The sequence below is a fragment of the Rhodopseudomonas sp. NSM genome (assembly GCF_052445935.1).
Lineage (GTDB): Bacteria > Pseudomonadota > Alphaproteobacteria > Rhizobiales > Xanthobacteraceae > Rhodopseudomonas.
In genome coordinates this window covers 430,979-451,704 of sequence record NZ_JBQTCH010000001.1, presented here as the reverse complement: position 1 = coordinate 451,704, position 20,726 = coordinate 430,979, and the positions used below count along the sequence as shown (strand labels likewise).

19 protein-coding genes and 1 pseudogene are annotated in these 20,726 nt (G+C 64.4%); 13 read left to right on the top strand and 7 right to left on the bottom strand.

Translation table 11 applies throughout. The features are described from left to right. Positions 1–8: 8 nt before the first annotated feature. The 5 genes from bcrA to ACTZWT_RS01965 form a co-directional block, all read right to left on the bottom strand. A complete protein-coding gene (gene bcrA, locus ACTZWT_RS01985; protein WP_444768041.1) occupies positions 9–1,322 on the bottom strand; it encodes a benzoyl-CoA reductase subunit A in 1,314 nt (437 codons plus the stop codon). Between the two features lie 9 nt (positions 1,323–1,331). Continuing rightward, positions 1,332–2,642 (bottom strand): benzoyl-CoA reductase subunit B, encoded by a 1,311-nt coding sequence (gene bcrB, locus ACTZWT_RS01980; RefSeq protein ID WP_444768040.1) that lies wholly within the window; start codon positions 2,640–2,642, stop codon positions 1,332–1,334. Continuing rightward, positions 2,639–3,823 carry a benzoyl-CoA reductase subunit C gene (gene bcrC, locus ACTZWT_RS01975; protein WP_444768039.1) on the bottom strand — a complete coding sequence of 395 codons (1,185 nt, stop codon included), beginning with the start codon at positions 3,821–3,823 and terminating at the stop codon, positions 2,639–2,641. The genes bcrB and bcrC overlap by 4 nt, the downstream gene beginning before the upstream one ends. Before the next feature lie 370 nt (positions 3,824–4,193). After that, complete coding sequence (locus tag ACTZWT_RS01970; protein WP_444768038.1) at positions 4,194–5,213, bottom strand: zinc-binding dehydrogenase; 1,020 nt, start codon at positions 5,211–5,213, stop codon at positions 4,194–4,196. Positions 5,214–5,281: 68 nt separating this feature from the next. Beyond that, positions 5,282–5,809 carry a MarR family transcriptional regulator gene (locus ACTZWT_RS01965; protein WP_444768037.1) on the bottom strand — a complete coding sequence of 176 codons (528 nt, stop codon included), beginning with the start codon at positions 5,807–5,809 and terminating at the stop codon, positions 5,282–5,284. Positions 5,810–5,942: 133 nt separating this feature from the next. Between ACTZWT_RS01965 and badH the strand changes: the two genes are divergently transcribed. The 13 genes and pseudogenes from badH (at position 5,943) to ACTZWT_RS01900 (ending at position 19,680) form a co-directional block, all read left to right on the top strand. Further along, positions 5,943–6,710 (top strand): 2-hydroxycyclohexanecarboxyl-CoA dehydrogenase, encoded by a 768-nt coding sequence (gene badH / locus ACTZWT_RS01960; protein WP_444768036.1) that lies wholly within the window; start codon positions 5,943–5,945, stop codon positions 6,708–6,710. A gap of 26 nt (positions 6,711–6,736) precedes the next feature. Further along, positions 6,737–7,519 (top strand): 2-ketocyclohexanecarboxyl-CoA hydrolase, encoded by a 783-nt coding sequence (badI, locus tag ACTZWT_RS01955; protein ID WP_444768035.1) that lies wholly within the window; start codon positions 6,737–6,739, stop codon positions 7,517–7,519. 64 nt (positions 7,520–7,583) lie between these two features. Continuing rightward, positions 7,584–8,735: a cyclohexanecarboxyl-CoA dehydrogenase gene (aliB, locus tag ACTZWT_RS01950; RefSeq protein ID WP_444768034.1), complete on the top strand. Its 1,152-nt coding sequence runs from the start codon at positions 7,584–7,586 to the stop codon at positions 8,733–8,735. Between the two features lie 176 nt (positions 8,736–8,911). After that, positions 8,912–10,555: a cyclohexanecarboxylate-CoA ligase gene (aliA, locus tag ACTZWT_RS01945; RefSeq protein ID WP_444768033.1), complete on the top strand. Its 1,644-nt coding sequence runs from the start codon at positions 8,912–8,914 to the stop codon at positions 10,553–10,555. 50 nt (positions 10,556–10,605) lie between these two features. Beyond that, positions 10,606–11,382: an enoyl-CoA hydratase gene (locus ACTZWT_RS01940; RefSeq protein ID WP_444768032.1), complete on the top strand. Its 777-nt coding sequence runs from the start codon at positions 10,606–10,608 to the stop codon at positions 11,380–11,382. Between the two features lie 343 nt (positions 11,383–11,725). Continuing rightward, positions 11,726–12,595, top strand: a complete 870-nt coding sequence (locus tag ACTZWT_RS01935) for an arsenate reductase/protein-tyrosine-phosphatase family protein (RefSeq protein ID WP_444768031.1) — start codon at positions 11,726–11,728, stop codon at positions 12,593–12,595. A gap of 11 nt (positions 12,596–12,606) precedes the next feature. Continuing rightward, a complete protein-coding gene (locus ACTZWT_RS01930) occupies positions 12,607–13,650 on the top strand; it encodes an ArsJ-associated glyceraldehyde-3-phosphate dehydrogenase (RefSeq protein ID WP_444768030.1) in 1,044 nt (347 codons plus the stop codon). 1 nt (position 13,651) lies between these two features. Beyond that, complete coding sequence (gene arsJ, locus ACTZWT_RS01925) at positions 13,652–14,881, top strand: organoarsenical effux MFS transporter ArsJ (protein WP_444768029.1); 1,230 nt, start codon at positions 13,652–13,654, stop codon at positions 14,879–14,881. Positions 14,882–14,944: 63 nt separating this feature from the next. Beyond that, positions 14,945–15,232: pseudogene (locus ACTZWT_RS01920) on the top strand (histone deacetylase family protein); the annotation flags it as partial. 495 nt (positions 15,233–15,727) lie between these two features. Beyond that, positions 15,728–16,591: a tonB-system energizer ExbB gene (gene exbB, locus ACTZWT_RS01915; protein WP_444768028.1), complete on the top strand. Its 864-nt coding sequence runs from the start codon at positions 15,728–15,730 to the stop codon at positions 16,589–16,591. A 6-nt stretch (positions 16,592–16,597) separates the two neighbouring features. Continuing rightward, complete coding sequence (gene exbD / locus ACTZWT_RS01910) at positions 16,598–17,053, top strand: TonB system transport protein ExbD (RefSeq protein WP_444768027.1); 456 nt, start codon at positions 16,598–16,600, stop codon at positions 17,051–17,053. Continuing rightward, the gene (locus tag ACTZWT_RS01905; RefSeq protein ID WP_444768026.1) at positions 17,050–17,889 is read left to right on the top strand and encodes a TonB family protein; all 840 of its coding nucleotides are present in this window, start codon (positions 17,050–17,052) and stop codon (positions 17,887–17,889) included. The genes exbD and ACTZWT_RS01905 overlap by 4 nt, the downstream gene beginning before the upstream one ends. An 84-nt stretch (positions 17,890–17,973) precedes the next feature. After that, positions 17,974–19,680 (top strand): ABC transporter ATP-binding protein, encoded by a 1,707-nt coding sequence (locus ACTZWT_RS01900; RefSeq protein WP_444768450.1) that lies wholly within the window; start codon positions 17,974–17,976, stop codon positions 19,678–19,680. Between the two features lie 47 nt (positions 19,681–19,727). On the opposite strand, the gene ACTZWT_RS01895 is transcribed toward ACTZWT_RS01900, so the two are convergent. Further along, complete coding sequence (locus tag ACTZWT_RS01895; RefSeq protein ID WP_444768025.1) at positions 19,728–20,006, bottom strand: DUF2218 domain-containing protein; 279 nt, start codon at positions 20,004–20,006, stop codon at positions 19,728–19,730. Between the two features lie 178 nt (positions 20,007–20,184). Next, positions 20,185–20,670: a GNAT family N-acetyltransferase gene (locus ACTZWT_RS01890; protein ID WP_444768024.1), complete on the bottom strand. Its 486-nt coding sequence runs from the start codon at positions 20,668–20,670 to the stop codon at positions 20,185–20,187. Positions 20,671–20,726: the final 56 nt, after the last annotated feature.

Sequence of the window (20,726 nt, the reverse complement as noted above, 5' to 3'; positions counted from 1 at the left end):
ACTCCTCCTTACGAAGCGATGGCGCGGCGGGCGAATTCGGACGCGCCGAGCGCGCCGGTGTAGATCGAATCGGGATTGATATTGATCGTGACCTCGCCGTAGTTTTCCTTGATCAGCTTGCGCAATTCGCGCACCGCCGCCTCGTTCTTGGCGACGCCGCCGGTGAAGGTGAACTGGTCGGTGACGCCGCCCGAGCGCGAGATGATCGAGATCGCGCGCAGAATGATCGCGCGATGCAGGCCGGCCAAAATGTCCTCGCGCTTTTCGCCGAGCGACAGCCGGTCGCGTAGCTCGGCCCCGGCGAACACTGTGCAGGTTGAGTTGATCCGGGCAGGGCGGTTCGACTTCATCGCCAGCGGCCCCAGTTCGTGCAGGCCCACATTCATTTCGTCGGCGATATAGCCGAGATAGCGCCCGCAGCCGGCGGCGCAGCGGTCGTTCATCTGAAAGTTCTCGACGATGCCGTGGCCGTCGACCTGAATGCCCTTGGTGTCCTGACCGCCGATGTCGAGCACGGTACGGGTCGCCGGATACATCATGTGCGCGCCGAGGCCGTGGCAGAGGATTTCAGAGCGGATGTGTTCCTTGGAGAACGGCAGAGTCACCCGGCCGTAGCCGGTGCCGACCAGATAGGTCTCTTCCAGTTCGATGCCGAGCGCGTCCTCGATCATCCGGGTGTAGTCGCCCTCGCCGTCGGCGATGTGCGAGTCGGTATCCAGCATGCGCGCGATGCCGCGGCGGAATTTCTCGCTGAGCTCGCCGCCCGGCGGGCGGTTCTCGACCTCGATGATCGACTTGTCGTAGGCGTTCAGCACGATCTCGAGCGCGACGCCCATCTCGCGCGCGACCGCTTCGGCGTGCACATGGAAGCGTGAGCCCGCGATATCGCGGAAGAAGTCGGACTTGCGCTTGGCCTCCGGCGCGTAAAGCGACGGCGCCTCGGCCCGCAGCCGGGTGAACACTTCCTGCAGCGCCTCCTTCAGCGCGTCGGCGACGGACGCGAAGCGATCGCTCCTCAACTGGCCGTGGCAGGTCTCCTCCAGATCGTCGAGTTGTTCGAGGAACTGGACCAGGCGAAAGTTGCGTTCGAGCGCGGCGAGGAACTCGCGGCTGTGTTCGTGGCCGGACTCGTTGGCGTGCAGCGCGCGGCGGAACAGCGTGAACCTCGCGTCGATCCGCGCTTCCTCCGAGGCGACGCGCGCCGCGGTGGCATAGTTCGAGCGCGAATTGGTGATGCCGCGGCCGATCACTTCCTTGTTGTCGTCGAGCAGCACCGCCTTGGTGGTGGTCGAGCCGAGATCGATACCGACAAAGGTGCGCATCATCCCTCCTCAGGCCGCGCCGCGCAGGCCGGCGCGCTTCTGCTCGATCATCTGGAAATAGCTTTCCAGCCGGTTCTTGACGTTGGCCGCGGAGAAATAGCGCGGGTCGACCAGGTCGGTCTCGATGAAGGCCGCGGGCTTGCCGGTGCGCTTCTCGACCTCGCGCATCATCAGCAGCTGTCCGGCCGAGAACGAATTGCAGCTCTTGATTGAATTGATCAGCAGTCCGTCCGCCTCGTACTCGTTCATGTAGTTTTCCAGCATGTCGACACGCATCGGCAGATTGCGGTTGGTGTAGACGTTGAGGCAATATTCGGCGAGCGACTCCAGCGGTCGATCGGGATCGTGGCGGAAGCCGAAATCATAGGTGCCGCCGACCTTGGTGTAGCTCGAGGCGACCACGACCGCACCCTCGTCGGAGAACATCTTCCAGAACTGGCGAAAATTTGTGTAGTTCGGCGGTCCTTCGACCACGAGGCGATAGCGCTCCTTGCCCATGTCGCCGTCCGGCGTCACCGGCCCCTTGCCGTCGGCGATGCGCTGCTCGACCTCTGCGCGCAGGAATTTGTAGTATTCGATCGCGTCGTCGGTGCCACGGAAGGCGCCGAAGATCGGCCCGATATAATAGATGCCGCCGAAATAGGCGTCGATCGGGGAGGGCTTGTTCTTGGCCGATTGCAGCACCCAGACGTGATCGTCCTCCGCTTTGGCGGATTTGCGCAGATAGTCCCGCAGCCGGTCGATGTCGAACTTGACGCCCGAAATGCGCTCCAGCTTGGGGATCACGTCCTGCTTCAGCTGCTTCACCATGTAGCCGATCATGTCCTTGGTGATCTTGCCGTCGGCGAGATACGGCGTCTGGAACATGATGGTTTCGCAGTTGTACTGCCGGCGCAGCAGTTCGAACCACTTCATGAAGGTGAAGCAGCCGGTGTAGGACAGCAGCAGCACGTCGGGGTCCGGAAGCCGGCGGCCGTTCGGGCCGATATTGCCCTTGGCCATCATGCCGATGTCGGATTTCACGTAAGTACAGACGTCCTCGGAATGGCCGAGCTTCTCCGCCTCCATGACGAAGGCGCCGCTCTGCTTGCGCAGGCCGTTCTGGATGGCGTTGACCTCCGGCAGGTTGTTGACCATGTCGAAGCACATCAACAGCTCGTTGAGATTGCCCGGCACAAAGGTCGCGGCCACCTTCTCGCAGCGCTCCTTGGCGTTGGCGAGGCGGTCGTAATGGGCGTTGACCATCTCCTTCTGCCGCGCCATCGAAGCGTCCTTGGCGGCTTCCGGTGGTTTGGTCTTCGGTCCGACGATGATGGTCATGCCCCGCTCCACAGTTTGATCGAATCGGCGAAGGTGCCGGCCTGCTCGCGGATCGGCTGCATCTGGCCGGAATTTTCCGCGTATTTGAACGCGATCTGCGGAATGTTGTGCTGCTTCAATACCGATTGCAGCATCGGGCGCTCCAGTAGGCCGGGATCGCAGAAGCTGGTCATCGCGAAGATCACGCCCTCGGCGCGGTTCTTGCGGACGCTGTCGACCAGATAGAGCCCCTTCCTGGCCTCGTCGGGCTCGTATTTCGGCGGCGTCGATTTGGAATCGTGCAGATAGGCGTTCGCCAAATTCTTCAGCGGATCGCCGTCGAGCGCGACGTCGGAATTCTCCCAGCGGGTGACCAGGATGAAATCGTCATCGACGATGTAGCAGCCGGACAGCTCGATCGACCTGATCAGATTGAGCGGCGGCTGCTCGCAGAACATGCCGCAGATCACCACGCGGGAATTGTCCTTGATCGGCCGCTGCTGCAGCCGCACTGCTGCGAGATACTCTGCGAGCAGATCATTGTGTCGCTCAACCGGGATCACCATGCCTGCGCGGAGCAGCAGGTACAGCTCGGAGGAGGGGACGTTCCAGGGCTCGCTCGCGCGCAGGGCGTAAAGCTCGCGGATGAGCCGACGGTTCTCGTTGAACAGCGCGATCGAGGCCCGCAGCGCCTCGGTTGTGATCGGTTTGCCGGTCATTCCGGACAGCCATTCACAGGTCTCGCGCAACTCGCTGACATAGAACTCGCCGCCGAGCTCGTCCTCGAAATTGTGCGGCAGATCGATGTAGCGCGCGCCCTTGTCGGGAAACATCAGCTTCCACATTCCCGACAGATTGCGGATCACGTCGCAGATCGATGGAAACATCATGCCGTCGACGAAATCGAGCCGGCCGGAGACGCCGAGCTCGATGGTCGAGCGCGGAATGCGGCAGATATAGCTCTGGTAATAGGCGTCGCCGTGGATGACTTCGAGCTGGTCGCCGCCGCCGAAAATGCCGAGCGGCAGCCCACCGGCTGCGTGCACCAGTTCGCGTGGCGCGTAATAGGGCAGGAAGCCGACCACGATGCGGCCCGGCTCGGCCGCTTTCCATTCGCGGGCGGCGGCAAAACTGAGGTCGGAAAACAGCGCCTCGCAGCGGGCGACGATGTCGCCCGTGGTCTGGCGCGCCCTGTCGAGCATGCCCTGATCCTCCCCTGTGCCCCGCGCCATGTCGCCGGAGCGTTGGTCTGTCGGCGATGAGTCTCGCCGTCTGATAATGTAATCTAGTATCGGAATGCGAGAATTAGAATTGACGCGGATCAAATTCGGACGCGGTCGTTGGCGCCTGCGCGAGTAAACAGTCCGGCAGTTGCGCTGACTCGCGGCGGGTGGATGCGCGGCCTTGACGTCACATGCAGGTGTTTGCATTCAACCCGTCATGCCCGCGCTTGTCGCGGGCAACCACGTCTTTAAAGCCACGCTACTGGCAAAGGCGTGGATGGCCGGGACGAGCCCGGCCATGAGGCGCGGAGGGGCTGGCACCGATTTGAAAGACGATTGGTGAGATATCTCAGAAATCGATCGCGATCTTGCCGAACTGCTCGCCGGCTTCGAGATGCGAGAACGCCTCGCGGACCTGGTCGAGCGGGTAGCGCACATCGATTGGCGGGACGATCCGTCCCGCGGCGCACCATTCAATGAGCTGGCCGAATTCGTCGGGATTGCCGAGCGTCGATCCAAAAATCTGCAGTTGGCGGATGAACACCCGGCGCAGGTCGGCGGAGGGGTTGTCGCCGATGGTCGCGCCGCAGGTGGCGATCCGGCCGCCGCGCACCAGGCACTTCAGCGCCGCGCTCCACATCGCGCCGCCGATGTTCTCGATCACCACGTCGACGCCGCGGCCGGCGGTCAGTTCCATCACCGCGGCGGGGATCTTGTCGGCGGGGGCGTCGATCGCAGCATCCGCGCCGAGCGCGCGAGCGCGATTGGCCTTCTCCGCGCTGCGTGAGGTCACGATCACCCGTGCGCCGGCCGCCTTGGCGATCTGCAGCGCCGCGAAGGAGACGCCGCCGCCGATGCCGAACACCAGCACGGTTTCGCCGGGCTGCAGTTTTGCTTTGCTGAACAGCATCCGCCAGGCGGTGAGATAGTTCACACCCAGCGCGGCACCCTGCGCAAAATCGAGAGCGTCGGGGATTTCGAAAGCGTTTTCCGTCGGGACGCAAACATATTCGGCCATGGTGCCGTCGCAATGCTCGCCGAGCAGTCTCATCCTGGCGCACAGCACAGGCTCGCCGCGGGCACAGAATTCGCAGCTGCCGCAGACCAGGCCGGGATAGATCGTCACCCGGCGGCCGATCAGCGCGCTGTCATCGGCTTGCTCGATCACGCCGGCGCCGTCGACGCCCATGATCTGCGGCAGCGCATGGGTGATGCCGGCGCCGCTATCGCGCATATAGAGGTCGACGCGGTTGACGGTCGCGGCCTTCATCCGCACCAGCACCTGGCCCGGCTGACGTTGCGGCGTCGGCCGCTCGCCGACGACGATGACCTCGTTGCCGCCGTGGCCGGTCATAAAGGCTGCCTTCATCGTTCCCCCCTTTTGCTTTTGTCGTGCTCGATCATGCGCGCCGCGGACGACATCGTAATCGACGTCATTCAGTCTTGAAGGTTCTCGTCAGCCTCGCCGTCCGGTGCGCCGTCGTCGATCCGCTTCATGTTCTCGAGGATCTTGAGCAGATAGTGCAGCGCATGCGTGGTGTCGTTGATCGAGAAATCCGCCAGCACCTGATCGTAATAGGCGCGGATCTTGGGCTGGGCGAGAACCTGCCAAACGTGACGGCCGGTAGCGGTCATCGTCACCAGGCGTGAACGACGGTCGCGCGCATCAGGCAGGATCGCGACATGCCCGTCGCGCTCCATGCGGCCGATCAGGCCGGCGAGATTCTGCCGGCTCACCATCAGATAGCGGGCGAGGTCGCCGATGCTCATCCCATCCTTGGCGGCGGGACGCGACAGCGCGCCGAGCACGGCCCATTGCTGGGTGGTAATCCCTTCAGCCTCGACCGCGCGCGTCCCGGTTTTATGCAACATATTGGCGCATTGATAGAGTCGAAAAAACAAGCGGTTAGCCAGTTCGATCTTGGTCGTAGCAAGATCGGCTGCCTTATTGGTCTTTTGTGCCATCGACTCCCTCTTGCGAATTCCGGCTCATCGAGATAGATATAACAATATATTGTCGTAAAGGCCAGGCCATCGGGGGCAACCGTCGGCCAAGAGCCGGGCAAATGTCAAACGCCGGGAGAGGGAGCGAGCGAGGATGGCGCGTCTGCAGGGCAAGACTGTCGTGATCACGGGCGGCGGCGGCGGCATCGGCGGGGCGACCTGTCGAAAATTCGCGCAGGAGGGCGCCAAGGTCGCGGTGCTGGATCTCAATCCCGAAGCGGCCGGGAAAGTCGCCGCCGAGATCCGCGCGGCCGGCGGCACTGCCGAAGCGTTGACGTGCGACATCGCCGACCGGGCCAGTGTGGACGAAGCGGTGTCGGCGACGCAGGCCAAGCTCGGTCCGATCGACGTGCTGGTGAACAACGCCGGCTGGGACGTCTTCAAGCCGTTCGCCAAATCTGATCCCGGCGAATGGGAGAAGCTGATCGCGATCAACCTGACCGGCGCGCTGCATATGCATCACGCCATCCTGCCGGGCATGGTCGAGCGCCGCTACGGCCGCATCGTCAACATAGCCTCCGATGCCGCGCGCGTCGGCTCGTCCGGCGAGGCGGTGTATGCGGCCTGCAAGGGCGGCCTGGTCGCATTCTCGAAAACGCTTGCGCGCGAACATGCCCGCCACGGCATCACCGTGAACGTCGTTTGCCCGGGCCCGACCGATACTGCGCTCTTGGCCGGCGTCACCTCCGGCGCGCCCAACCCGGAAAAGCTGGTTGAAGCCTTCACCAGGGCGATTCCGCTCGGACGGCTCGGCCAGCCCGACGATCTCGCCGGCGCGATCGTCTTTTTCGGCAGCGACGAGGCATCGTTCGTCACCGGGCAGGTGCTGAGCGTCTCCGGCGGCCTGACGATGAACGGCTGAGCAAAAGCAACAACGGGAGGATTCACATGCAGTTCGAGGACCTGATCTACGACATCCGCAATGGCGTGGCCTGGATCATCATCAACCGGCCCGACAAGATGAACGCGTTTCGCGGCACCACCTGCGATGAGTTGATCAAGGCGCTGTACAAGGCGGGCTACGACAAGGATGTCGGCGCCATCGTGCTGGCCGGCGCCGGCGACCGCGCCTTCTGCACCGGCGGCGATCAGTCGACCCATGACGGCAATTACGACGGCCGCGGCACCGTCGGCCTGCCGATGGAGGAATTGCACACCGCGATCCGCGACGTGCCGAAGCCGGTGATCGCGCGCGTGCAGGGCTACGCCATTGGCGGCGGCAACGTGCTGGCGACGATATGCGACCTGACGATCTGCTCCGAAAAGGCGATCTTCGGCCAGGTCGGCCCGAAGATGGGTTCGGTCGATCCGGGCTACGGCACGGCCTTCCTCGCCCGCGTGGTCGGCGAGAAGAAGGCGCGCGAGATCTGGTACATGTGCCGCCGCTATTCCGGCAAGGAAGCGGTCGAGATGGGCCTCGCCAATCTCTGCGTGCCGCATGAGGAGCTCGACGCCGAAGTGCAGAAATGGGGCGAGGAATTGTGCGAACGCAGCCCGACCGCGCTCGCCATCGCCAAGCGCAGCTTCAACATGGACACCGCGCATCAGGCCGGCATCGCCGGCATGGGGATGTACGCGCTGAAGCTCTATTACGACACCGAAGAATCCCGCGAAGGCGTCAAGGCGCTGCAGGAGAAGCGTAAACCGGAATTCCGCAAATACATCAAGTAACACCTGTCCAGATCGTTGAGTGGCGCGCCGGGGTAAACCCGGGCGTCTAACAGGAGGCGGATAGGTGAACCCATACCTCAACGAAGACCTGGTCGCGCTGGGCGATCAGGCCCGGCGGTTTGCGACCGACCGCATCGCGCCCGGATTTCAGGAGCGCGACACAACGCGCGTGCTCGACCGCGGCGTGATGAAGGCGATGGGCGGGATGGGCTTCATTGCGCCGGAACTGCCGGAGGCATTCGGCGGTCTCGGCCTGGGCTGCCTCGCAGCCGGCGTCATCCATGAAGAGGTGGCGCGCGCCGATCTCAGCATCTCCTACATCAATCTGCTGGCGTCGCTGAACGGACAGATTCTGTCGCAGCACGGCCGTCCGGAAGTCGCGAAACCATGGCTGGCCAAGCTCGTGGCCGGCGATGCGCTGGTCGCGATCGCGCTCACCGAGCCGCGCGGCGGATCGGACGCCGCCCATCTGCGGCTGCGCATCGAGCGCGACGGCGACGACTACATCGTCAATGGCGAGAAGACCTCGATCTCGGCGGCGGACCAGGCCGACGCCGCGGTGGTGTTTGGACGCACCGGGTCGGTGGAGTCCGGCGCGCATGGCGTCACCGCGCTGCTGATCCCGATGGACCTGCCCGGAATCACCCGCAGCCGGTTCGATTGCCACGGCCAGCGCGCCATCGGCCGCGGCTCGCTGTTCTTCGAAAACGTCCGCGTCCCCGGCTCGCATCGCCTCGGCGACGAGAACAAGGGCTTTGTCCAGGTGATGCAGGGGTTCGATTTCTCCCGCGCGCTGATCGGCCTGCAGGTGCTCGCGGTGGCGCGGGTGGCGCTGGAGGAGACCTGGGCCCATGTGGCGGAACGGCAGGCGTTCGGACAGCCGCTGTCGGCGTTCCAGGGCGTGTCGCATCCGCTCGCCGATCTCGACACCCAGGTCGAAGCCGCGCGCCTCCTCTGCCTGCAGGCGCTGTGGCTGAAGGACAACGCCGCGCCGCACAGCAGGGAAGCTGCGATGTGCAAATGGTGGGCGCCGAAACTCGCCTACGACGTCGTGCATCAGTGCCTGCTGCTGCACGGCCATGGCGGCTACGATCGCGGCGTGATGGAGCAGCGCCTGCGCGACGTGCTCGGCTTCCAGCTCGGCGACGGCACCGCCCAGATCATGAAGACAATCATCGCGCGCAGCCGCGCCGGCCGCGCCGCCGTTCCGGCGTGAGCAGGCTGCGAAGAGAGATGCGAACAGAAAGACCTTTCCCCGTCATTGCGAGCGAAGCGAAGCAATCCAGCGCCGGGCACCGTGACTCCTGGATTGCTTCGTCGCTTCGCTCCTCGCAACGACGAACTTAAAGCGCCAGGTTTCCAAACGGCGCACCAAAAGAGGGGGACACGATCATGGAATTCGATGCCATCTTGCTGCCGGAACGCCGTGCTGAGTGCATCGCCCGAGGTTATTGGCACGACCGCACCATCAATGACGACCTCGATGCCTGCGTCGCCGCCTGTCCGGACAAGGCTGCGCTCACGGCCGTGCGTCTCGACGGCGACCAGACACGCCGTTTCACCTATCGCGAACTCGCCACGCTAGCCGATCGCGTAGCGGTCGGGCTGGCGCGGCTTGGCGTCACGCGCAACGACGTCGTCGCGATGCAATTGCCGAATAGCTGGCAGTTCACCGTGTTGTACTTGGCCTGTTCGCGGATCGGCGCGGTGCTCAATCCGCTGATGCCGATCTTCCGCGAGCGCGAATTGTCCTTCATGCTGAAGCACGGCGAAGCCAAGGTGCTGGTCGTGCCGAAGACCTTCCGCAGTTTCGATCACGAAGCGATGGCGCGGGGTCTGCAGCCGGCTTTGCCGACGCTGCAAACAATCATTGTGGTCGGAGGCGGCGGCGCGGACGATTTCGATGCGCTGCTGACGATTCCGGAATGGGAGAAGGCGCCTGATGCGCCGGCGATCCTGACCGGCAACCGTCCGGGCCCCGACGACATCACGCAACTGATCTACACCTCCGGCACCACGGGCGAGCCCAAGGGCGTGATGCACAGCGCCAATACGCTGATGGCCAACATCATTCCCTATGCGCGGCGGTTGAAGCTCAGCCAGGACGACGTCATCCTGATGGCGTCGCCGATGGCGCATCAGACTGGCTTCATGTACGGGCTGATGATGCCGATCATGCTGCAGGCGAGTGCCGTGCTGCAGGACGTCTGGGAGCCGGCGAAGGCGGCCGATCTGATCCGCGCTGAGCGCGTCAGCTTCACCATGGCTTCGACGCCGTTCCTCACCGATCTCACGCGTGTCGTGAAGGAGAGTGCTCAGCCGGTGCCGAGCCTCAAGACGTTTCTCTGCGCCGGCGCGCCGATTCCCGGGCCGCTGGTCGAGCAGGCGCAGGCCGGGCTTGGCGCTAAAATCGTCTCCGCCTGGGGCATGACCGAGAACGGCGCGGTCACGCTGATCAAACTCGACGACGATGACAAGCTGGCCTCGACCACCGATGGTTGTCCGCTGCCCGGCGTCGAGGTCAAGGTGATCGACGGCGACGGCGCGACGCTGCCCGCGGGGCAGATCGGCCGCCTCGTGGTGCGGGCGTGCTCGAATTTCGGCGGCTATCTGCGACGTCCGCAATGGAACGCCACCGACAAGGAGGGCTGGTTCGACACCGGCGACCTCGCTTACATGACTGCCGAGGGCTACATCCGCATCAGCGGCCGCAGCAAGGACGTCATCATCCGCGGCGGCGAGAACATCCCGGTCGTCGAAGTCGAAGCGCTGCTCTACAAACACCCTGCCGTCGCGCAGGTTGCCATCGTCGCCTATCCCGACGAACGCCTCGGCGAGCGCGCCTGCGCGGTCGTCGTGCCGCGGGCGGGTGAGACGATCGATTTCCCGGCGATGGTCGAGTTTCTGAAAACGCAAAAACTCGCGGTGCAATACATCCCCGAACGGCTGATCATGCGCGAGGCGATGCCCGCGACGCCCTCCGGCAAAATCCAGAAATTCCGGCTGCGCGAGATGCTGCAGCAGAACGATCTTTAGGACATTCCATCAGACATTTCCGCGCAACCGCCGCGCGAAGGAGCAAGCCTGTGTCGGACAGTGTGATCATCGTCGAACAACAAGGCCGGGTCGGATTGATCACGCTCGACCGCCCGGAGGTACTCAACGCGCTCAACGACGAACTGATGGATGCGCTGGGTGATGCGCTGCTCGCTTTCGATGCCGACGACGGCGTCGGCGCCATCGTGATCGCCGGCAGCACCCGCGCCTTTGCGGCGGGCGCCGATATCGCCGTCATGGCGGAGTGGAGCTACAGCGACGTCTACAGATCGAACTTCGTCACCCGGAACTGGGAAACCATCAGGCAGGTGCGCAAGCCGGTGCTGGCTTCGGTCGCGGGGCTGGCCTATGGCGGCGGATGCGAATTGGCGCTGGCCTGCGACATCATCATCGCCGCGCGTAGCGCGAAGTTTGCATTGCCTGAGATCAAGCTCGGCCTCTTGCCAGGCGCCGGCGGCACGCAGCGGCTGCCGCGCGCCATCGGCAAGGCCAAGGCGATGGACATGTGCCTGTCCGGCCGCCCGCTCGATGCCGACGAGGCCGATCGCTACGGGCTGGTGTCGCGCGTGGTCGATGACGACAAGCTGCGCGAAGAGACCCTCAAGCTTGCGACGACGATCGCCGCGTTCTCGGCTCCGGCGCTGATGGTGCTGAAGGAAACGCTCAATCGCGCGTTCGAGACGTCGCTGAGCGAAGGCATCTTGTTCGAGCGCCGCGAAATGCACGCCCGGTTCGCGGCACCGGATGCCCGCGAAGGCATCAAGGCGTTTCTCGAGAAGCGAAAGCCGAGCTTCACCCATCGCTGATCCAGGCGGATCGCCCGACGCCTCGTTCAACTGATCTGTTCAGGCTGCGTCCTCGCTCATGTGGGCGAGCGCGCCGCGAGAGCCGGATGGCGGATTTCGCCATCGTAAGTCGGACTCATCGTTGAGACGGGCGGGCTTCCGTCCGTCGCCGCGCAGGCGTTCGCGCCCGGCGCTGTTCCCTGCGGCGAAGGAGGAAAGCCCAAACGCCTCGATTCGCGGCTGATACGTCGATTTGTCTGGACGGACCAGAGTGTTTTGCCCTGTCGTGGGGGGTCTGTCATGACGATGTCATCCAATTCGTCGAGAAGAATGGACGCAATTTCGGACGATGGATCACGCTGGCATGGGGCAAGCAACCCGCGAAAAGGACGCCATAGAAGGCTTTGGGTCTTTGGCGCAGCCGACACGGCTTGCTGCAGTCCGGCTGATGCTCTCGGTGTATCCACGGTCGTTGTCCGCCGGGGACATCGCCCGGCGATGCGACGTGCCGCACAACACGATGTCGACCCATCTGGGCATCCTGCAGCGTGCCGGGTTGATCTGCGTCGAAAAGATTGGTCGCTCGATGAACTATCGAGCCGACCCCGCCGGCTTCCATAGCCTGCTCGATTTTCTGGTCCGCGACTGCTGCAACGGTCGTCCGGACTTCTGCGCCGACATCTTCGACATTACCGTTCCCGCATCCCCGAAGCCGACGGAGACATTCATGACGCCTGCCTTTAACGTGCTGTTTCTTTGCACCCAGAATTCCGCCCGCTCGATCATCGCCGAAGCCCTGCTGGAGAAAATCGGCCAAGGCCGTTTTCGCGGCTACTCAGCAGGCTCCGCGCCGGCGAAGCAGCCGCTGCCGCAAGTGATCGAGCGCCTGCAAGCGCTGGGTCATGATGTGACGCGGCTCCATTCGAAATCCTGGGACGAGTTCAAACGGCCTGATGCGCCGCGGATGGATTTCATCATCGCACTTTGCGATACGCCGAGCGGTCAGATTTGCCCGGATTTCGGCGGACAATACGTCACCGCCGCGTGGCCGCTGCCCGATCCGGCGCAATTTTCCGGATCGGAAGTCGAACGTACAACGCTGCTCAACGAGCTTTATGCCATGATCCGCAGGCGTCTGGAGATCTTCACGAGTCTGCCGTTCGAATCACTCGACCGGATGGCGGTGAAAGCCCGTCTCGACGAGATCGGCGATACCAACCGCGTCACGGCTTGACGGAGAGTGCTATGAAGGTCGGCATCAATGGAATGGGACGGATCGGGAGATTGGTGCTGCGCGCGGCACTCGGCGGGATTCGGCGATCCGAGGACGATCCGCGCGGAGACAACCGACTCGACGTCGTTCATGTCAACGAACTCAAGGGAGGCATTGTCGCCACCGCGCATCTGCTCGAATTCGACAGCGTGCACGGGCGCTGGCATCAGCCGATCGCGGTCGAATCCGATCGGGTGATCGCGCTCGGCAACCAGCAGATCGGCTTCAGCGAGTATGCCGCTCCCGGTGACGTCGCATGGGGTGACCTCGGTTGCGACGTGGTGCTGGAATGCACCGGCAAATTCCTGACGCCGGACCAGCTGCAGGGCTACTTCGACCGCGGCGTGAAGCGGGTGATCGTCGCCGCTCCGGTCAAGGACGAGTCCGCACTCAACATCGTGGTGGGCGTCAACGACGCGCTTTACGACCCGCAGCGGTACCGGCTGCTGACCGCGGCCTCCTGCACAACCAATTGTCTCGCGCCGGTGGTGAAGGTCATCCACGAGTCGATCGGAATCCGGCACGGCCAGATTACGACCATTCACGATCCGACCAATACCAACGTCGTGACCGACGCACCGCACAAGGATCTGCGCCGGGCACGTTCGGCAATGCTGTCGCTGCAACCGACCACGACCGGCAGTGCCACCGCGATCGCGCTGATCTACCCCGAATTGAAGGGAAAGCTGAACGGCCACGCGGTTCGTGCGCCGGTGCTGAATGCGAGTCTGACCGACTGTGTGTTCGAACTGAACCGGCCGACGTCGGTCGATGAGGTCAACGCGCTGTTCAAATCGGCGTCGGAGAGCGTGCTCGCGGGCATTCTGGGCTATGAGACGCGACCGCTGGTGTCGGCCGACTACACCAATGATTCCCGCAGTTCGATCGTCGATGCCCTCAGCACCATGGTGACCGACGAGACGCTGCTGAAGGTCTATGCCTGGTACGACAACGAGGTCGGCTATGCCTGCCGGATGGTCGATCTCGCCAACATCGTCCGGAGTGCGGGCGTCTGACATGGTGCGGAACTACATCATCGTCACCGCCTCCTATTGGGGGTTCACGCTGGTCGACGGCGCGTTGCGGATGCTGGTGCTGTTCCATTTCTTCCGGCTCGGCTACACGCCGTTCACGCTGGCGTTTTTGTTTCTGCTGTATGAGGCCGCCGGCATCGCGGCGAATCTGGCGGGCGGCTATTTCGCGTCGAAGTTCGGCATTCCGCGGATGCTGGCGATCGGGCAGGCGACGCAGATCGCCGGTTTGCTGATGCTGTCGGCGCTCGATCCGGCATGGACAGTGGCGGCATCGGTGGCCTGGGTGGTGGCGGCGCAGGGCATCGCCGGCGTCGCCAAAGACCTGACCAAGACCGCTTCGAAATCCGCCATCAAGGCGACCTCGGCGGAGGGCAGCGGGCAGTTGTTCCGCTGGGTGGCCTGGTTCACCGGATCGAAGAACGCGATGAAGGGCATCGGCTTCTTCCTCGGCGGCCTGTTGCTCGACCTGGTCGGCTTTCGGTCCGCGCTCTGGCTGATGGCTGCGTTGCTCGGGGTCATCTTTGTCGCTGGTCTGGCATTGCTGCCGCGCCAACTCGGCAAGGCCAGCTCGTCGAAAACGATGCGCGAACTGTTCGGCAAGTCGCGCGGCGTGAACCTGCTGGCGGCCGCCCGCATCTTCATGTTCGGCGCGAGGGACGTCTGGTTCGTCGTCGGCCTTCCTGTGTTCCTGTATGCCAACGGCTGGCGCTTTCTCGAGGTCGGCGGATTTCTGGCGGCGTGGACGATCGCTTATGGCGCCGTTCAGGCGCTCGCGCCGAGCCTCGTCACGCGCAGCGACGACGGCCTGAGCCGAGAGATCCCGGCGGCCCGGCTGTGGGCAGGGTTGCTCGCCGCAGTGCCGATCGTCTTGGCGCTGACCATGCAACTGCCGCAGATTTCGCGACCCGACCTGGTTGTGGTGATTGGCCTGGCGTTGTTCGGGCTGCCCTTCGCCGTCAATTCCTCGCTGCATTCCTATCTGATCCTGGCCTATGCCGGATCCGAGAAGGCCGCCGAGGACGTCGGCTTCTACTATGCGGCGAATGCGGCGGGGCGGCTGCTCGGGATCATCCTGTCAGGCATGCTCTACCAGTTTGCGGGCATCACCGGCTGTCTCGCAGGCTCAGTGGTCATGCTGCTGTTGTGCTGGCTGATCACATTGGTGCTGCCACTGACGGCGAGTCCGACTCCGATCCGACAGCAGCCGATCTGAATCCTCGGCGCTGACGTCACGATCGAGAAGGTCGCCGACGACTTCGCCCGCTGCAGTATTGGCTCGATGAAGGGCACCGGGGAGGACGGTTACATCCAGGCGATCGGTGTCGCGGAAAAGACGATCCGCGCGTTCGCGCCGGGCGCACTGGTCGTCGCGCTCGGCCTCGATGCATCCGAGCATGACCCTCTCGCGGGGCTGGCCGTGACGACCAATGGATTCCGTCGCATCGGCGGGGCGATCGCGCGGCTGGGGCTGCCCACCGTGTTCGTTCAGGAAGGTGGATATCTGTCGGAGATTCTCGGGCCGAATCTGACGTCTGCGCTCGCCGGTTTCGAGGAGGCTCGCTAGGTCGCGGGCCGCCCAGGTCGAACTTGGTACGGGCCACGACCAATCTGCCGTCCTCCCCGGGAATCGCTGGCCTGTCTGAACACAGCGCGATCAGCGGTGCGGGCCATCGTAGCAGGCTGCCTGCTCCGAATGCAGGCGGATAGCTTAGATGGATTGTAACTCCGCAAGATTGCAGAGCCGGGCGAAGAACTCTAATCGTGTCCTGATACACCAGCCGAGGGCAATCAATCATTGCTTGTCCCGGCGGCCTGTTCGAAACCGTGGATGCCGCGCCGCGCGGCGCGGCGTGCGCGGGGTTCGCACGTCGTCAGCATATTGTGCCGGCGATGAGATACATGTCGGCGACTGGATTTGGATTGGTTGTCGCGACGAGGATTACCGGGCGTGGCGGCACGGCCGACCCCTGTGATGCAGGAGCGTGGGCCCGCGCATCATGTTTGTGATGATCGACCACGCTTTTGCCGGTGGCGGCTCAAACGAAAGAGGCGTTTCGGAATGAATGTTGTGATGCGGCGGCTCGCCATAGGGGCGATCTTCGTGCTGGTTCATCTGCCGGCCGCGGCGCAGGAGGCGACTCCGGCCGCTGAGACGCCGATACCGCCGGCACCGTCACCTCTCGCCGTTCCCACCAACCTGCCGCACGATCTGTCGCCCTGGGCGATGTTCGTTGCGGCGGATAACATCGTCAAGGCGGTGATCATCGGGCTGGCGCTCGCCTCGCTCGCAACCTGGACAGTATGGCTGGCCAAGGTCATCGAACTGACGAGCGCGCTGCGCAAGGCGCGTAGCGCGCTACGCAAGCTGCAGCGCGCCGACAATCTGGCCGACGCCACCCGTGAGATCGAGGCCGAGTGGACCAAGGACGGTCCCGTGGCCGAACTGGTTCAGGCCGCGATGCGCGAAACCGAGCGGTCGGTCGATCTGTCGGCCGACGGCGTGAAGGAGCGGCTCGCCATAGCACTGTCCCGGATCGAAGCCAGGGCCGGCCGCCACATGGCACGGTCGACCGGACTGCTCGCAACCATCGGGGCGACCGCGCCGTTCATCGGCCTGTTCGGCACGGTGTGGGGCATCATGAACTCGTTCATCGGCATCGCGCAGTCGAAGACCACCAATCTGGCTGTCGTGGCGCCTGGCATCGCCGAAGCACTGCTCGCCACCGCGATCGGTCTGGTCGCGGCGATTCCGGCGGTGATCATCTACAACGTGTTCGCCCGTGCCATCGCCGGCTATCGTGCGCTGCTGTCGGATGCATCCGGCGAGGTGCTGCAGCATCTGTCGCGCGATCTGGAGCGGCACCAGAAGCCGGTAGCCAGCCGCGCCGCGTCGTCGGCGCGCTCGCGCTGGATGGCGGAGTAACCTGCCATGGCGGTGACGCTGAAGGACCCGCACGACGGCGACCTCGCCGAACTGTCCGAAATCAACGTGACGCCGTTCATCGACGTGATGCTGGTGCTGCTGATCATCTTCATGGTGGCGGCGCCGCTGTCGACGGTGGATGTCGGGGTCGATCTGCCGACCTCCAATGCGCAGCCGCAGCCGCGGCCCGACAAGCCGCTCTATCTCACCGTGAAGCCGGACCTGTCGCTGGCGCTCGGCAATGAGGACATCGCACGCGAGGCCTTGCAGGCTGCGCTCGACGGACAGACCTCCGGCGATCGCGAGCAACGGGTGTTCCTGCGCGCCGACGGCGTGGTGCCGTATCGCGACCTGATGGCGGTGATGAACCTGCTGCGCGGGGCGGGCTATCTCAAAGTGGCGTTGGTCGGCCTCGAAGACACCGGGCAGGGCGGTGCCATCGCCGCGACGCCGCAGCCATGAGGTTCGGCTGGGACGATCCGGACGCGCGGCCTGCCGGCTTGCCGAAAGGCGCCAGCGCGCGCTGGCTGCTTGCGGCGGCGACGGTCACCGGACTGCATGCGGCCGCGATCGTGATCGGGCTGAACCGGAAGCCCGCCGAGGCAGCGGGCGAGCCGCCGGCGGCGCTGATGCTGGAGCTTGCGCCGCTCGCCGTCGCGCCCGACGTACCGCAGCAGGACCTGCCGCCGGGGCCGCTCCTCTCCGAGGCGCAGCCGGAAACCGATCCGGAGCCCGAAACCCCGGTCGAGGAGAAGGTGCAGGAGATCGAGCCGAAGCCGGACGAGACCGCGATCGAACCGCCGCCCGCGCCCGAGATGCCATCCGCCGCCGTGCTGCCACCGCCGCCGAAACCGAAGCCCGAGAAGAAGCCGCAACCGAAAAAGAAACGCGCCGCCGACCGGAGCAAGCCGATCAACCCGGATCGGCCGAAAATGACGCAGACCTCGGCGCCGCCAAGCGCACAGGTGGAAAGATCCGATCAGATGGCTGCGCCGCGGTCGGGCGCCTCGGTCCCGTCGGCCGCCTCGGTCGCCTCGTGGCGCGGCAGCCTGATGGCGCATCTCAACCGTCACAAGCGGTTTCCGCCCGGCGGCGGCATGGGCACCGCGTCGGTCGCGTTCACCATCGATCGCTCCGGGCAGGTGCGCTCGGCGCGGCTGGTCGGATCGTCCGGCGATGCCGCGCTCGACGCCGAGGCCGTCGCCCTGGTTCGTCGCGCCAGCCCCGTTCCGCCGCCGCCTGCCAATGTCGGCGGCTCGTCGATTTCTCTGTCGGTCCCGATCCGGTTCAGCCGCTGAGGTCGCCCTCGCGGGTTCTGGATCCGTCTGATGGCGCGGGCAGGCCTCGCAGCCGTGGAAGCTGAAGCCGTCATGTCCCAGCACATGCTCGCCAAGTTCTTCGCCTACTACCGGCCCTGGAAGACCCTGTTCATTCTGGATTTCTCCTGCGCCGTGGTGTCGGCCCTGCTCGAACTCGGCTTTCCGATGGCGATCAGGGCGTTCGTCGACGATCTGCTGCCGACCCAGCAATGGGGCCTGATCCTGATGGCCTCGGCGGGTCTGCTCGCGATCTACCTGACCAACACCGCGTTGATGGCGGTGGTGGTGTATTGGGGCCACACGCTCGGCATCAATATCGAGACCGAGATGCGCCGCAAGGCGTTCGATCATCTGCAGAAGCAGTCGTTCCGGTTCTTCGACGACAACAATAGCGGCCATCTGGTGGCGCGGGTCACCAAGGATCTCGAGGAGATCGGCGAGGTGGCGCATCATGGTCCCGAAGACATGTTCATCGCGGTGATGACGTTCATCGGCGCCTTCGCGCTGATGTTCGCCGTCAACCCGAAGCTGGCGCTGATCACCGCGGCGATCGTGCCGCTGATCGCCTTTATCACGTCACGCTATGGCGCGCGGATGACCGCTAACTGGCAGCAGATCTACGGCCGGGTCGGCGACTTCAACGTCCGCATCGTCGAGAATGTCGGCGGCATCCGCGTCGTCCAGGCGTTCGCCAACGAGGACCACGAACGCCGGCTGTTCGCGCGCGACAACGCCAATTATCGCCGCACCAAGCTCGAAGCCTATCGCATCATCGCTGCGAGCAGCGCGCTCAGCTACATGGGCACCCGGCTGATCCAGCTGGTGGTGATGGTGGCCGGCAGCTACTTCGTGTTGGGCGGAGAGCTGTCGAATGGCGGTTTCATCGGGTTTCTGCTGCTGGTCAACGTGTTCTTCCGGCCGATCGACAAGATGCTGTCGGTGATCGAGACCTATCCGAAGGGCATCGCCGGCTTCCGGCGCTATCTCGCATTGCTGGAATCCGAGCCCGAGATCGTCGATCGTCCGGGAGCGATCAGCGTCACCGGGCTGCGCGGCGAGGTGCGCTATCGCGGCGTCGGCTTCAGCTACGCCAAGGGGCGTCCTTTGTTCCAGAACATCGACCTCGATATCCGGGCCGGCGAGACCGTCGCGGTGGTCGGCCCGTCCGGCACCGGCAAGACCACGCTGTGCTCATTGTTACCGCGGTTCTACGAAATCGATGCCGGATGTATCACGGTCGACGGAATCGACATTCGCGACATCACGCTGGCCTCGCTGCGCAGCCAGATCGGCATCGTGCAGCAGGACGTGTTCCTGTTCGGCGGCTCGATCCGCGACAATATCGGCTACGGCCGGCTCGGCGCCGACGAGGCCGACATCATGGAGGCGGCGCGCCGCGCCCGGCTCGACGACATGATCGCGGCGATGCCCGACGGGCTCGATACCGTGATCGGCGAGCGCGGCGTCAAACTGTCGGGCGGCCAGAAGCAGCGGCTGGCGATCGCGCGGATGTTCCTGAAGAACCCGCCGATCCTGATTCTCGACGAGGCCACGTCGGCGCTCGACATCCGCACCGAGCGGGAGATTCAGCGCTCGCTGGAAGAACTCTCCCAGGGCCGGACCACCCTGGTGATCGCGCATCGCCTGGCGACCATCCGCAACGCCGACCGCATCGTGGTGGTCGATCACAGCGGCATTGCCGAGCAGGGCACCCACGACGAACTGCTGCGACGAGGCGGGGCGTATAGCAGCCTGCACGTGCTGCAATAGTGCGGTGAGTAATAGTGCGATGAGTTTCGCGACTGCGCGAGCGTCGATTACTCCCAGTCGAAGCGGAGCGTCTCGCGAAACGCAAATCGCTCGATATGGCTGGCCACGACTTCCTCGAGGGTCGCAAGACCGGCCGCGTCTTCCGCGGACAGATCGATCACCAGACTCGCCGGTTCGGCCGTCAGCCGGGCTTCCCCAAGTGGAAGCGCGATCCGGCCCTTGGCCGCATCGAACTCGGTCTCGAATTTATGCGACCAGTGCTTGCAGAGCTGCTGCAAGTAGCGGCTCGCATGCGCCGTGTTCACGGTTGCGCGGCTGGTTTGCATGGCGGTGTCCGACTGAAAATCCATCGGCGACCTCTGCGTGCGAAATGTGTTTCCACCGTGACGTCCACGGCGATCCACGGCTGCATCGGGCGCTTCCCGGCCTGGCAGTGTGCCCGACGGAATATCTGTTCGGAGACAGCGGTCGTGCGAGGGCGCGCGATGAAGCGTCGCTCGCGGATCATCGCAATCGCGCCATGCAATGGGCGTCGACGAACACGCCCTCTCTGAAGGTCGCCGCCTTGTGGGTCCCTTCGATCTCGAAACCGAACTTGTCGTACAGCGCCAGCGCGCTGACATTGTCGGTGAACACGGTCATCTCGATCCGCTTGATGTTCAGCCAGTTGTCGGCGGTGTCGATCATCGCGGCGAGCAGTCGCGAGCCGATACCGCGTCGGGCGTATTCTTCATGGACGCCGATCCAGAATTCGGCCGCGTGGGCGCGGCGCCCGTAGAACGGGCGCAACGCGGACGCGCCGACGACGCGGCCGTCCAGCTCCGCCGAGAAATGCAGATCCCGTGGTGATTGTGGCTCCAGCCATTTCTTGATCGTGTCGAACGATTCATAGGGGAGGGAGAGAGTCCAGTAGCGAAATGCGCGCTGATTGACGATCTCGAAGATGTCGGCAGCGTCCTCGCTGCGCATCGCGCGGATGGTAGCCTCCATTGCGATCTCCAGACTGCGTCAGGCATCATGCGATACGCGCCTCGCCGGCCCCAAGC